Below are 12519 nucleotides of genomic sequence, written 5' to 3'. Positions count from 1 at the left end.
CGTCACTGTGGCTCCTCGACGACGGCGAGCAGCGTGCCGACCTCCACCTGCTGCCCGGGGGCGGCGTGCAGTGCGGCCAGGACGCCGTTCGCGGGGGCGACGACTCGGTGTTCCATCTTCATGGCCTCCAGCCACAGCAGCGGCTGTCCGGCCGTGACCGGCTCCCCCACGGCGACGCCGTCCGCGATGCGGGCGACCGTGCCGGGCAGGGGGGCGGTCAGGGAGCCGGGTTCGGTGCGGGCGGCGGGCTCGGGGAGGCGCGGGAGGGCCGTGAACGTCCACGCTCCGGGGCGTCCGTCGACGTACGTCCGGCCGCTGTCGGGCGTCCGGCCTCCCTCGGACAGCCGACCCCCGTCGTACGTCCGTCCCCCGTCGTAAGCCGCCACCGCTAACTGCTTGCGGATTCCGTCCACTTCGAGGACTACGCCCTCCGGCAGAGCCTCCAGCAGGCGCACCCCGTCCGCGACCGAGCGGTCACGTTCCACCGCGTAGCGCACCTCGATCTCCTCCCCGTCCGGCTCACTGCGGTAGCGCTTCACTTGCGGCTGTGAGCGGAGGTTGCGGAAGCCGCCGAAGCGGGAGCGGCCGTGCGCGTCCGCGAGGGCGGCGGCCAGGGCCGCGAGCCGGCGGTCCCGGGAGCCGGCGGTCCCGGTGAGGTCGGCGACGTTTCGTGCGCAGAAGCCCGTGTCGACGGGGCCCGCCGTGAACTCCGGGTGCCGCAGGGCCCGTACGAGCATCTCCCGGTTGGTCGCGGGGCCGTGGATCCGCGCTCGTTCCAGCGCGTACGCGAGTGCGCGGACGGCCTCCGTGCGGGTCGGCGCCCAGGTGGTCACCTTCGCCAGCAGCGCGTCGTAGTACACGGAGACGGTGTCGCCGTCCCCGACCCCGGCGTCCAGCCGCACCGGTCCGCGCGTGTCCACGTGCAGCCGGTGCACCGTGCCTGTCACGGGGGCCCAGTCGCGCGCCGGGTCCTCCGCGTAGAGCCGGGCCTCGACCGCGTGTCCGGCGGGCGGTGGCGGATTCGGCGGCAGGGGGTGTCCTTCGGCGACGCGGATCTGGTGGGCCACGAGGTCCACGCCGTGGACGCGCTCGGTGACCGGGTGCTCCACCTGGAGACGGGTGTTCATCTCCAGGAAGAACGCGCGCCCGTCCCGCGCCACCAGGAACTCGACCGTGCCGGCCCCCACGTATCCCACTTCTCGTGCCACCGCCTCGGCCGCGTCGAGGAGTTGGTCCTCCAGTCCCTCGGGGAGGCCGACGGCGGGCGCTTCCTCGATCAGTTTCTGGTGGCGGCGCTGCACCGAGCAGTCGCGGGTGCCCAGTGTCCACACCGTGCCGTGCGTGTCGGCGAGCAGCTGCACCTCGACATGGCGGGCACCGTCGACACAGGGCTCGGCGAAGACGTCGTCACTGCCGAACGCGGCCAGGGCCCCCTCCCGCGCGGCGCGCAACTCCTCCTCCAAGTCGTCGGGTTCGCGGACTACGCGCATGCCGTGCCCGCCCCCGCCCGCCACCGCCTTGAGGAGCAGCGGCAGATCGGCGGCGGCGACCGCGCCGAGATCGATCTCCCGGAGTACCGGTACGCCCGCCTGGGCCGCGATCCGCTTGGCGCGCGTCTTGGAGGCCATGGCCTCCATCGCCTCCGGCGGCGGCCCGATCCACACCAGGCCCGCCCGTGTCACCGCCCGTGCGAAGTCCGCGTTCTCGGCGAGGAAGCCGTAGCCGGGGTGCACGGCGTCGGCGCCGGCGTCCAGGGCGGCTCTGACGAGGCGGTCGCCGCGCAGGTAGGTGTCCGCGGCTGCGGCGCCCGGCAGTCGTACGGCCGTGTCGGCGTCGCGGGTGTGCAGTGCTCCGGCGTCGGGGTCGGCGTACACGGCCGTCGTGGCGATGCCCAGTTCCCGGCACGTACGGAACACCCGGCAGGCGACCTCGCCCCGGTTGGCGACCAGCACGTTGCGGATCAGCGGCACCGCACACTCCTCACATCCGTTCCTCACATCCGGAAGACGCCGAAGCCGCCCCGTACTCCTTCGACGGGCGCGGTGTGGATCGCGGACAGGCAGATCCCCAGGACGGTGCGGGTGTCGCGCGGGTCGATGACGCCGTCGTCGTACAGCCGCCCGGAGAGGAACAGCGGCAGGGACTCCGCCTCGATCTGTCCCTCGACGGCGGCCCGCAGCGCGGCGTCCGCGTCCTCGTCGTAGGGCTGTCCTTTGGCCGCCGCCGAGGCGCGGGCGACGATCGACAGCACTCCGGCGAGCTGCTGCGGCCCCATGACGGCGGCCTTCGCGCTCGGCCAGGCGAACAGGAAGCGCGGGTCGTAGGCGCGTCCGCACATCCCGTAGTGGCCGGCCCCGTAGGAGGCTCCGAGGAGCACGGACAGGTGCGGGACCCGCGAGTTCGCCACCGCGTTGATCATCTGGGCGCCGTGCTTGATGATGCCGCCCTGCTCGTAGCGTGCGCCGACCATGTAGCCGGTCGTGTTGTGCAGGAACAGCAGCGGGATGTCCCGCTGGTTCGCCAACTGGATGAACTGCGCGGCCTTCTGGGACTCCTCCGAGAAGAGGACTCCTGCCGCGTTGGCGAGGATCCCCACCGGCCAGCCGTGCAGCTCTGCCCAGCCGGTGACGAGCCCGGCCCCGTAGAGCGGCTTGAACTCGTCGAAGTCGGAGGCATCCACCATCCGGGCGACCACCTCGCGGGGGTCGAAGGGGATCCGGAGGTCTTCCGGTACTAGGCCCAGCAGTTCCTCCGGGTCATACACGGGAGGGAGTCCGGCGGACGGATCGGCGTAGGCCTTGCGGTGGTTCAGGCGGGCGACGATCCGGCGGGCCTGCCGCAGCGCGTCGTACTCGTCCACCGCGAGATGGTCGGCGAGGCCGGAGGTACGGGCGTGCATGTCGGCGCCGCCGAGCGACTCGTCGTCGGCCTGCTCGCCCGTCGCCATCCGTACCAGCGGCGGACCGCCCAGGAACACCTTGGCGCGTTCCTTGACCATCACGACGTGGTCGGACATGCCGGGGACGTAGGCGCCGCCGGCCGTGGAGTTGCCGAAGACGACGGCGAGCGTGGGGACGCCGGCGGCCGAGAGCCGGGTGAGGTCCTTGAAGAGGGCGCCGCCCGGCACGAACACCTCTTTCTGGCTGGGCAGATCGGCGCCGCCGGACTCCACGAGCCCGATGCACGGGAGCCGGTTGACGCGGGCGATCTCGTTCGCGCGCAGTGCCTTCTTCAGCGTCCAGGGGTTGCTGGCGCCGCCCCGTACGGTGGGGTCGTTCGCGGTGATCACGCACTCGACGCCCTCGACGACGCCGATGCCGGTGACCATCGACGCGCCCACGGGGTACTCACTGCCCCACGCGGCCAGCGGGGACAGCTCCAGGAACGGGGTGTCGGGGTCCACGAGCAGCTCGATGCGCTCGCGCGGCAGGAGCTTGCCGCGGGCCCGGTGCCGGGCCGTGTACCGCTCGCCGCCGCCGGCGAGGGCCTTGGCGTGCTCCGCGCCGATCTCCGCGAGGCGGGCGAGCGTCGTGGCGCGGCGGGCCGCGTACGCGGGCTCGTGCGGGTCCAGGGCGGACGTCAGCCGGGTCACAGCGGCACCTCGGGACGCGCGGGCGTCAGCCGGGTCACCGCAGCACCTCGGGATGCTCCGGGAGCCCCTCAGGGGTGTCCGGGAACGTCCCGGAGGTCTCCAGGAGTGCCGCGGGGATCTCCAGGCGGCGGGAGCGCAGCCACTCGCCGAGGGCCTTGCCCTGCGGGTCGAAGCGCGCCTGTGAGGCGACTCCCTCGCCGAGGATGCCGTCGACGGTGAAGTTCAGGGCGCGCAGGTTCGGCAGGACGTGGCGGCGGACGGTGAACCCGCGGGTCTCCGGGAGGAGTTCGCGGAAGCACTCGACGGTCAGCGTGTGGGCGAGCCAGCGCCAGGCGGGGTCGCCGCGCACCCACACGCCTATGTTGGCCGCGCCGCCCTTGTCGCCGCTGCGGGCCCCCGCGATCCGGCCCAGCGGCACCCGCCGGACGGGGCCCTCGGGCAGCGGCGGCGGGAGCGGGGCAGCGGCGGACGCTTCCGGCTCCTCCTCGTGACGGACGCCGCTCGCGGGCGGGACCCGTACGCGCGTACCGTCCGGGAGTACGGCCGTGTGCGGCACCGTCGCCGCGTCCACGGGCACGGCCTGGAACACCCCGTAGGGGGTGGCCTTGCCCGGGGGTGCCGTCAGATGGAATCCCGGATAGCTCGCCAGGGCCAGCTCGACGGCCGCCGAGGTGAGGGTCCTGCCCACGGCCGCCTCGTCCGGGTCCCGTACGACCAGCCGCAGCAGCGCGCTCGCCTCCTCCTGCACGGGCGCGTCCTCGCGGTCCGTACGGGCCAGGGTCCACTGCACCTCGGCGGGCCGGCGGCGGGAGAGCGCGTCCTCCAACTGGTGGCGGACCAGGCGGGCCTTGGCCTCGATGTCGAGGCCGGTGAGCACGAAGGTGACCTCGTTGCGCCAGCCGCCGATGCGGGTGAGCCCGGCCTTGAGGGTCGCGGGCGGGGCCTCGCCGCGTACGCCCGTGATCCGTACCCGGTCGGGGCCGTCCGCCGTGAGACGGACGGTGTCGAGCCGCGCGGTTACGTCGGGGCCGACGTAGCGGGGGCCCGCCGTCTCGTACAGCAGCTGTGCCGTGACCGTGCCGACCGTCACGGCGCCGCCGGTACCCGGGTGTTTGGTGATCACGGCGGAGCCGTCGGCGTGCAGCTCGGCGAGCGGGAATCCGGGGCGGCGCAGGTCGCGTGTGCGCGAAAGGTCGTCGAAGAAGGCGTAGTTGCCGCCGGTCGCCTGCGTGCCGCACTCCAGTACATGGCCCGCGACGACAGCTCCGGCGAGCGCGTCGAGGTCGTCGGCGAGCCAGCCGAAGTGCGCGGCGGCGGGCCCGGTGACCAGGGCCGCGTCCGTGACGCGCCCGGTGACGACGATGTCGGCGCCGGCCCGCAGGCACATGGCGATGCCGGCGCCGCCGAGGTAGGCGTTGGCGGTGAGGACGCCGGGGTCGAAGTCCCGTTTGGTGTCGTGCTGTTGCAGCAGGTCGTCACCGGTGACGTGGGCGACGCGGACGGACAGTCCCAGCCGGTCCGCGAGGCGCTCGATCCGCTCGGCGAGCGCCGCGGGGTTCAGGCCGCCGGCGTTGGTGACGACCTTGACCCCCCGGTCGAGGGCCAGCCCGAGTCCCTCCTCCAGCTGGCACAGGAACGTCTTGGCGTAGCCGAGCGACGGGTCGCCCTTGCGGTCCCTCCCGAGGATGAGCATGGTCAGCTCGGCGAGGTAGTCCCCGGTCAGGACGTCCAGGGGTCCTCCGGTGAGCATCTCCCGCAGCGCGTCGAAGCGGTCCCCGTAGAACCCCGAGGCATTGCCGATCCGCAGGGGGCGGGGTGGTGCGGGCCTCTCGGGCGCCCTGGGGCAGGTCGCCGTCCGGGGCTGCCGTAACCCCCCTTCCCGCTCCCCGCCCGCCACTGCCGGCTCCGACCGGTGGACCACGCCACGCTCCTCTCCCGGGAGTTCATACGGACTGCGGGCGCGGCGACATGACGGTACGTCACAGCCTGGCGCCCGGTCCCGCAGAGCGTGGCACCGGCCAGGAAAACAAGCAAGCGTGCTTGCATGCAGATTCGGTCAAGAGTTCCCCCTAGGGGGCCGTGGCTGCCCGGAAGGGCTGTCCCGCAGCGCCCGCGCGAGCGCCTGCGCCAGATGCCGGGCCCGGCGCCCCGTCAACTGCTCCAGCTGCGTGCGGCAGGAGTAGCCGTCGGCCAGCAGGAGCGTGTCGGCCGTCGCGGCCCGGACCGAGGGGAGGAGTTGTTCCTCCGCGCAGGCCACCGAGATCCCGTAATGCCCCGGTTCGAAGCCGAAGTCGCCCGCGAGGCCGCAGCAGCCCGCGCTCAGTCCGCCCGTGAGACCGGCCTGTTCCCGCACGTGGCGTTCGGCGGCGTCGCCGAGGACCGCGTGCTGGTGGCAGTGGGTCTGTCCGGCCACCGGACGGTCCAGGCGCGGGGGCTGCCAGGAGGGGGCGTACTCCCGCAGCGTGCGCGCGAAGGTGCGGACGGCGGCGGCGAGCCGGGCCGCCCTCGGGTCGTCCGGGAGGAGTTCCGGCAGGTCCGTGACGAGGGTGGCGGCGCAGCCCGGTTCGAGGACGGTGACGGGCAGGCCCGCCGCCAGCGCCGGGGCGATCGCGTCGAGCGTACGGCGCAGGACGGCGCGGGCGGCGTCGAGTTGGCCGGTGGAGATGTACGTCAGTCCGCAGCAGACATTCGCGGGCGGCACGGCCACGCGCAGCCCGGCCGCTTCGAGGACGGTGACGGCGGAGATTCCGACGTCCGGCGCGAGGTGGTCGGTGAACGTGTCGGGCCACAGGACGACGGTGGGCGCCGCCGCGCCGGGCCGCGGGCCGGGCCGGGGGCTGTCCTCGCCACGCGGTCGCGCACCGAGCCCGCCGACGTCCGGGCGAGCCCTCACGACCGTAGGCGCCGCCGCGCCAGACCGGGGACCGTCCCCGCCACGCGATCGCGCACCCTGCCCACCGGCGTCCGGGCGAGCCGTCACGACCGTAGGCGCCGCCGCGCCAGACCGGGGACCGTCCCCACCGCGCAATCGCGGACCGTGCCCACCGGCGTCCGGGCGAGCCGTCACGACCGTGGGCGCCGCCGCGCCGGGGCCGGTCCGGGGACCGTCCCCGCCACACGATCGCGCACCCTGCCCACCGGCATCCGGGCGAGCCCCCACGGCAGGGAACGCACCGGTGCCGCCGAGCGGCAAGGGCCCGCCCGTCCCCGCCCGTTTGCGTGCCCGTTCCCGCCACCACGTGCGGAACGTGCGCCCCGCCAGCGGCGGGAGGTCCCGTTCCGGAGTGATCCCGGCCGTCCGCTTCGCCAGGGAGGCCACGGCCGGCAGCCGGGCCGCCGCGTTCAGTACGGGAGCCAGCGGAGCGGCGAGCCGCAGCCACTGCGGGAGCCGTCCCAGCGTGACGTGGGAGCGCGGGCGGCGGCGCCCCGCGTAATAGTGGTGGAGGAACTCCGCCTTGTACGTGGCCATGTCGACCCCTACGGGGCAGTCGCTGCGGCACCCCTTGCACGCCAGGCACAGATCGAGCGCGTCCCGTACCTCCTGCGAGCGCCAGCCGTCGCGTACGAGCTCCCCGGCCAGCATTTCGTGCAGCAGCCGGGCCCGGCCGCGCGTGGAGTGCTTCTCCTCCCCGGTGACCCGGAACGACGGGCACATCACGCCCGTACCGGCAGCAGTGTCACGGCACTTGGCGACGCCCACGCACCGCCGGACGGCCGCCGTGAAGTCGCCGCCGTCCTGCCGGTAGCCGAACTCCACCGGGACCGGGCGGGACGGCAGCACCGCGAAGCGCAGGTTGTCGTCGAGGCGGTGCGGGCGGACGAGGATCCCGGGGTTGAGGCCCCCGTCCGGGTCCCACAGGTCCTTGACGCGCTCGAAGAGGCCCACCAGCTGCGGCCCGTACATCCGCGGCAGGAGCTCGGCGCGGGCCTGCCCGTCGCCGTGCTCGCCGGAGAGCGAACCGCCGTGCGCGAGCACGAGTTCCGCCATGTCGGCGGAGAACGCGCGGTAGCGGCGCACCCCTTCCGCGCTCAGCAGGTCGAAGTCGATACGGACGTGGACGCAGCCCTCCCCGTAGTGCCCGTACGGGGCGCCCCGCAGCCCGTACCGCGCCAACAGCTCCCGGAACTCCCGCAGATACGCGCCGAGCCGGGCGGGCGGCACCGCGCAGTCCTCCCAGCCGGGCCACGCCTCGGTGCCGTCCGGCAGCCGGGTCGCGGTACCGGCGGCGTCCTCGCGCACCCGCCACAGGGCACGCTGCCCTGCCGGGTCGGTGACGACCGTACGGCCGCTCGTGCCGGAGCCCGCGGCCCGTACGAGCGCGGCCGCCCGCGCGCCCGCCTCCGCGGGCGTGGCCCCGCCGGCCTCGACGAACAGCCAGGCCGCGCCGTCCGGCAGATCGGCGGCCGCCCGCCCGGCCACGTCGGCGGCCATGCCCTCGACCGTCAACGGCCCGTGCGGCAGGACGAGTTGCGCCGCGTCCGCCGCCGCGCTCTCGTCGGGGTAGCCCAGTACGGCCAGGGCCCGCGCCCCCGGCGCCTCGACCAGGCGCACGGTCGCCGCGGTGAGCACCCCGATCGTGCCCTCGCTCCCCGTGAAGGCCCGCGCGACATCCACGCGCCGCTCCGGCAGCAGCGCGTCCAGCGCGTACCCGGAGCCGCGGCGCGCCAGCTCGGGGAAACCCGTGCGCAGCAGGGCGAGTTCACCGTCCACGAGCGAGCGCAGCTCGTCCGCGAGGCGGGGCGGCAGCCCGCCGTAGCCGCGCGCGAGACGGGCCCGTTCGCCGCCGTAGGTGAGGACTTCGAGCTCGCGGACATTGTCGGCGGTGGTGCCCCAGGCCACCGAGTGCGCCCCGCACGCGTTGTTGCCGATCATCCCGCCGAGGGTGCAGCGCGAGTGCGTCGACGGGTCGGGCCCGAAGGTCAGCCCGTACGGGGCCGCCGCCGCCCGCAGCGCGTCCAGGACCACTCCGGGCTGGACCACGGCCGTACGGGCCTCGGGGTCCAGCGCGGTGATCGCGTTCATGTGGCGGGTGAAGTCCAGGACGAGACCGGTACCGGTCGCCTGCCCGGCGATCGAGGTGCCGCCGCCGCGCGGCACGACGGGAACGCCGCGCTCCCGGCAGACGGCGAGCGCGGCGGCGACGTCGTCGGCGTCGCGCGGCGCGACGACGCCGAGCGGTACCCGCCGGTAGTTGGAGGCGTCCATGGTCACCAGGGCCCGGCTCTGCGCGTCGAAGGAGACGGGGCCGCGGACGGCGGCGCGCAGGGCGCGCTCAAGCCCGTCGGCGTCGAACCCCTGGCGCGCGTCGGCCTCTTCGGGATCGTCCATGACCGTTCCCTGCCCGGAACGGGCCGTTCCATAGCGCGGGCGTGGTCTCATCGGGTGGACGGACCCGGGTGGCCGAAACCCCGACCGTCTAGGCTGCCCCTCGTGGCTGATATCCAGATTCCCGCTGACATCAAGCCCGCCGACGGTCGCTTCGGCGCGGGCCCGTCCAAGGTGCGTACGGAGGCGCTCAGCGCGCTCGCCGCCACCGGAACCTCCCTGATGGGCACGTCCCACCGCCAGCCCCCGGTCAAGAACCTGGTCGGGCGGGTGCGTGAGGGCATCCACGAGCTGTTCTCCCTGCCCGAGGGGTACGAGGTGGTGCTCGGCAACGGCGGCTCCACCGCGTTCTGGGACGTCGCGACCCACGGTCTGATCGAGAACAAGTCGCAGCACCTGTGCTTCGGCGAGTTCTCCTCCAAGTTCGCCAAGGCCGCGAAGCTCGCGCCCTGGCTGGCCGAGCCCAGCGTCATCTCCTCCGAGCCCGGGACGCACCCGGAGCCGGCCGCCGAGGCGGGTGTCGACGTCCACGCCTTCACCCACAACGAGACCTCGACCGGCGTCGCCATGCCGGTCCGCCGTGTCGCCGGGGCCGACGAGGGCGCGCTCGTCCTCGTCGACGCGACCTCCGGCGCGGGCGGGCTGCCGGTCGACATCGCCGAGACCGACGTCTACTACTTCGCGCCGCAGAAGTCCTTCGCCTCCGACGGCGGACTGTGGATCGGGATCTTCTCCCCCGCCGCCCTGGAGCGCGCCCACCGGATCCACGCCTCCGGCCGGCACGTCCCCGAGTTCTTCTCCCTGCCGACGGCGATCGACAACTCCCGCAAGAACCAGACCTACAACACCCCCGCTCTCGCCACGCTGTTCCTGCTCCACCAGCAGCTGGAGTGGCTCAACTCCCAGGGCGGCCTGGACTTCGCGGTGCGCCGCACGGCCACCTCCGCCCGTACGCTCTACGGCTGGGCCGAGGCCTCCAAGTACGCGACGCCGTTCGTGACCGACCCCGCCAAGCGGTCCGCCGTCATCGGCACGATCGACTTCGCCGAGGAGATCGACGCGGCCGCCGTCGCCGCGACCCTGCGCGCCAACGGGATCGTCGACACCGAGCCGTACCGCAAGCTGGGCCGCAACCAGCTGCGCGTCGCGATGTTCCCGGCGATCGAGCCGTCGGACGTCGAGGCGCTGACGGCCTGCGTGGACTACGTGATCGAGCGGCTGTAACTCCTCTCCACCCGTGGCGGTGGGGCCCCGGCGGGCCCCACCGCCCCTGTGCCCGCCCCCGTTCGCGGGCCGCCGCTCACCGCAGCCGCAGCGGCAGCGAGGCCAGCCGCCAGTTGCCCGGCCGCGGCACCCGCCGCAGTTCCTCCGGCCGTACCGCGAGCGACACATCGGGGTAGTGCGCGAGCAGCTTGCCGAAGGCGACCTCGCCCTCCTGGCGGGCCAGAGTGGCGCCCAGACAGTAGTGCATGCCGTGGCCGAATCCCACGTGGTTCTCGGCGTGGCCCGCCGGATGGCGGGTGAGGTCGAGCCGGGCGGGATCGGTGTAGTGGCGGGGGTCGTGGTTCGCCGACACCAGGATGAGCATGACGGTGTCACCCTCGCGGATCCGGGTACCGGCCAGCTCCACGTCCTCGGTGGCGAAGCGCAGTTGCGTCATCTGCACCGGCCCGCACCAGCGCATCAGCTCGTGCACGGCGCGGGGCAGCAGCGCCGGGTCGGACTTCAGCAGCCGCAGCTGATCGGGGTGCGTGAGGAGCGCGGCCGTGCCGTTGGCGATGAGATGGGCGGTGGTCTCGTGCCCGGCCAGGACGACGGTGAGCACCAGCGTGACCATCTCGACATCACTGAGGCGGCTGCCGTCGTCGTCCTGCGCCCGGATGAGTTCGCTGAGCAGATCGTCGGTGAGCGCACCGCGCCGTTCACGGATGAGCTCATGAATGTGGTCGATCATCTCCGCGAACATCGTGCCGAAGCGGTTCGGCTCCATCCTGATGAGTTCGGCTCCCCATTCCCGCCACCGCGGCCGGTCCTCCTCGGCGATTCCCACGAGTTCACAGATCACCGTGATGGGGAGCGGATAGGCGAAGTGGCTGATGAGGTCGACGGCTCCGTCCTCGGCGTACTCGGGGAGCCGGGTCAGCAGATCGTCGGCTATCTCCTCCACCCGCGGCCGCAGATTGGTGATCTTACGGGCCGTGAAGGCCCGGGAGACCAGCCGGCGGATCCGGGTGTGGTCGGGGGCGTCCATGTTGAGAATGGAGCCGTCCAGATACTTCTGCAAATGGTCCGGCATCCCCAGCATTTTCATCGTGCGGGCCGTGGGCGACTCCCCGTCCGAACTGCCCCGCGCGAACGACTGGTTGTTCGCGAACCGCTGGTCGCGCAGGACCTGGCGCACGTCCTCGAAGCGGGTCACGAACCACACGGGCGTGTCGTCCAGGAACCTGCCGCGCACCACGGGCCCCTGCTCGCGCAGCGCGCCGTATCCGGTGAACGGGTCGGTGAGCAGGGCGGGGTCCATCACATTCGGCTCGCCGGGGTGCTTGCCGACGTACTCGCTCAGGGGCGAGGTGGCTGTTTCGGTCATGGTTCTCCTCCGGATATGAGGGTGGAGAAGTCGCGGCGGGCCGCGTTCGGGTGGCGCGAACCGCTGGCCGACGGGAGTGGTCAGTCCCGCAGCTGCCGACGCAACTCCTGCTCGGTGCGCTGCTCGATCTGCTCGAAGAGCGCGATGACTTCGGGCGCGGCGGCCGTCACCGCCGGGTGGTCGGCGGATGTCTCCAGCGCCCTGCGGACCGTCTCGGCCAGGATGCCGCCACGCGCTTCCGGAGTGTCCGGCGCACGCTCGAACATCAGCGCCTCGGTCATGAAGAACCCTGTGGCGATGGCCATCAACGCGTAGTACTGGTGCCGCACATCGTCGTCCGTGCGCACCAGCCCGTGCTCGCGCAGCACTTCCAGCGTACGGATCGTGACCTGGTCGCCGAGCTCCATCAGCTCCGCGAATTCCTTCTTGGCGGCGTCGTTGAGCCGGCCGAGGATGTCACTGTCGCTGGTGTGCAGGGCGCGCAGTACGGGAGTTCTCAGGAAGTCCTGATGGAAGCCGAGCATCATCCTGCTCGGCAGGATGTTCAGGGGGTCGGCACGCATGCGTTCCAACTGCCGTCGGTGGCTGTGCCACTTGGCGTTGAGCACGACCGCCAGGAGCAGGGAGTCCTTGGTCTTCCAGTGCAGATAGACGGTGCCCTTGCCGACCTCGGCCCGACGGGCGATCTCGTCGATCGTCACCCGCCGGTACCCCCAGGCGACCAGCAGCTCCCCGGCCGCCTCCAGGATGCGCTCACCGCGCTCCGCCTGTTGCACGCTTGCTCACCCCCGTGTGCGGTGACTGGATTTCGAATCCGGTCACACGGTCAAAGGTAGGTCTGACAGCGACCCGGGATAAGACGGTTTCCGGCCATGCGCCAGCCCCCCCCGTTATGTTCTTCGCGGTCCTGCAAGAGGGCCGCTGGCCTCCGGGCCCGGCATGGCTGTTCCCCCCTGTCGAACCGATGACCTGGGGGGTGGTGCCACCGGGCCCGAGAGGCGCCGTTGGAGA

At 73.2% G+C, this 12519-nt stretch carries 7 protein-coding genes; 1 reads left to right on the top strand and 6 read right to left on the bottom strand.

The features are described 5' to 3' along the window. Positions 1 to 2: 2 nt before the first annotated feature. From ACFP1Z_RS27045 to ACFP1Z_RS27030, 4 genes are all read right to left on the bottom strand, one after another. On the bottom strand, positions 3 to 1964 hold the full coding sequence (locus ACFP1Z_RS27045; protein WP_390320349.1) for an ATP-binding protein: 1962 nt from the start codon (positions 1962 to 1964) through the stop codon (positions 3 to 5). A 29-nt stretch (positions 1965 to 1993) separates the two neighbouring features. Next, the gene (locus ACFP1Z_RS27040; RefSeq protein ID WP_390320247.1) at positions 1994 to 3592 is read right to left on the bottom strand and encodes an acyl-CoA carboxylase subunit beta; all 1599 of its coding nucleotides are present in this window, start codon (positions 3590 to 3592) and stop codon (positions 1994 to 1996) included. A 34-nt stretch (positions 3593 to 3626) separates the two neighbouring features. Then, positions 3627 to 5342 carry an acyclic terpene utilization AtuA family protein gene (locus ACFP1Z_RS27035; protein WP_390320348.1) on the bottom strand — a complete coding sequence of 572 codons (1716 nt, stop codon included), beginning with the start codon at positions 5340 to 5342 and terminating at the stop codon, positions 3627 to 3629. 306 nt (positions 5343 to 5648) lie between these two features. Beyond that, the gene (locus ACFP1Z_RS27030) at positions 5649 to 8921 is read right to left on the bottom strand and encodes an FAD-linked oxidase C-terminal domain-containing protein (protein WP_390320246.1); all 3273 of its coding nucleotides are present in this window, start codon (positions 8919 to 8921) and stop codon (positions 5649 to 5651) included. A gap of 102 nt (positions 8922 to 9023) precedes the next feature. Here ACFP1Z_RS27030 and serC point away from each other — a divergent pair, with 102 nt between their 5' ends. Beyond that, positions 9024 to 10142, top strand: a complete 1119-nt coding sequence (gene serC / locus ACFP1Z_RS27025) for a phosphoserine transaminase (protein ID WP_390320245.1) — start codon at positions 9024 to 9026, stop codon at positions 10140 to 10142. Between the two features lie 76 nt (positions 10143 to 10218). Here serC and ACFP1Z_RS27020 read toward each other — a convergent pair whose 3' ends face one another. Together ACFP1Z_RS27020 and ACFP1Z_RS27015 are read right to left on the bottom strand one after the other, a co-directional pair. Then, a complete protein-coding gene (locus tag ACFP1Z_RS27020; protein ID WP_390320244.1) occupies positions 10219 to 11508 on the bottom strand; it encodes a cytochrome P450 family protein in 1290 nt (429 codons plus the stop codon). Between the two features lie 80 nt (positions 11509 to 11588). Continuing rightward, entirely contained in the window at positions 11589 to 12284 is a 696-nt protein-coding gene (locus ACFP1Z_RS27015) for a TetR/AcrR family transcriptional regulator (RefSeq protein ID WP_390320243.1), read from the bottom strand. Positions 12285 to 12519: the final 235 nt, after the last annotated feature.

The sequence above is a fragment of the Streptomyces gamaensis genome, assembly GCF_042656465.1.
Classification (GTDB): domain Bacteria; phylum Actinomycetota; class Actinomycetes; order Streptomycetales; family Streptomycetaceae; genus Streptomyces; species Streptomyces gamaensis.
Note: the sequence above shows the minus strand (reverse complement) of the source record. Positions and strands in the feature narration are given on the sequence as shown.

Bases quoted from the DNA above. Each gene is read 5' to 3' on its own strand.
- ACFP1Z_RS27020 (WP_390320244.1), bottom strand. From the start codon at position 11,508: ATGACCGAAACAGCCACCTCGCCCCTGAGCGAGTACGTCGGCAAGCAC.
- ACFP1Z_RS27035 (WP_390320348.1), bottom strand. From the start codon at position 5,342: ATGCTCACCGGAGGACCCCTGGACGTCCTGACCGGGGACTACCTCGCC.
- ACFP1Z_RS27030 (WP_390320246.1), bottom strand. From the start codon at position 8,921: ATGGACGATCCCGAAGAGGCCGACGCGCGCCAGGGGTTCGACGCCGAC.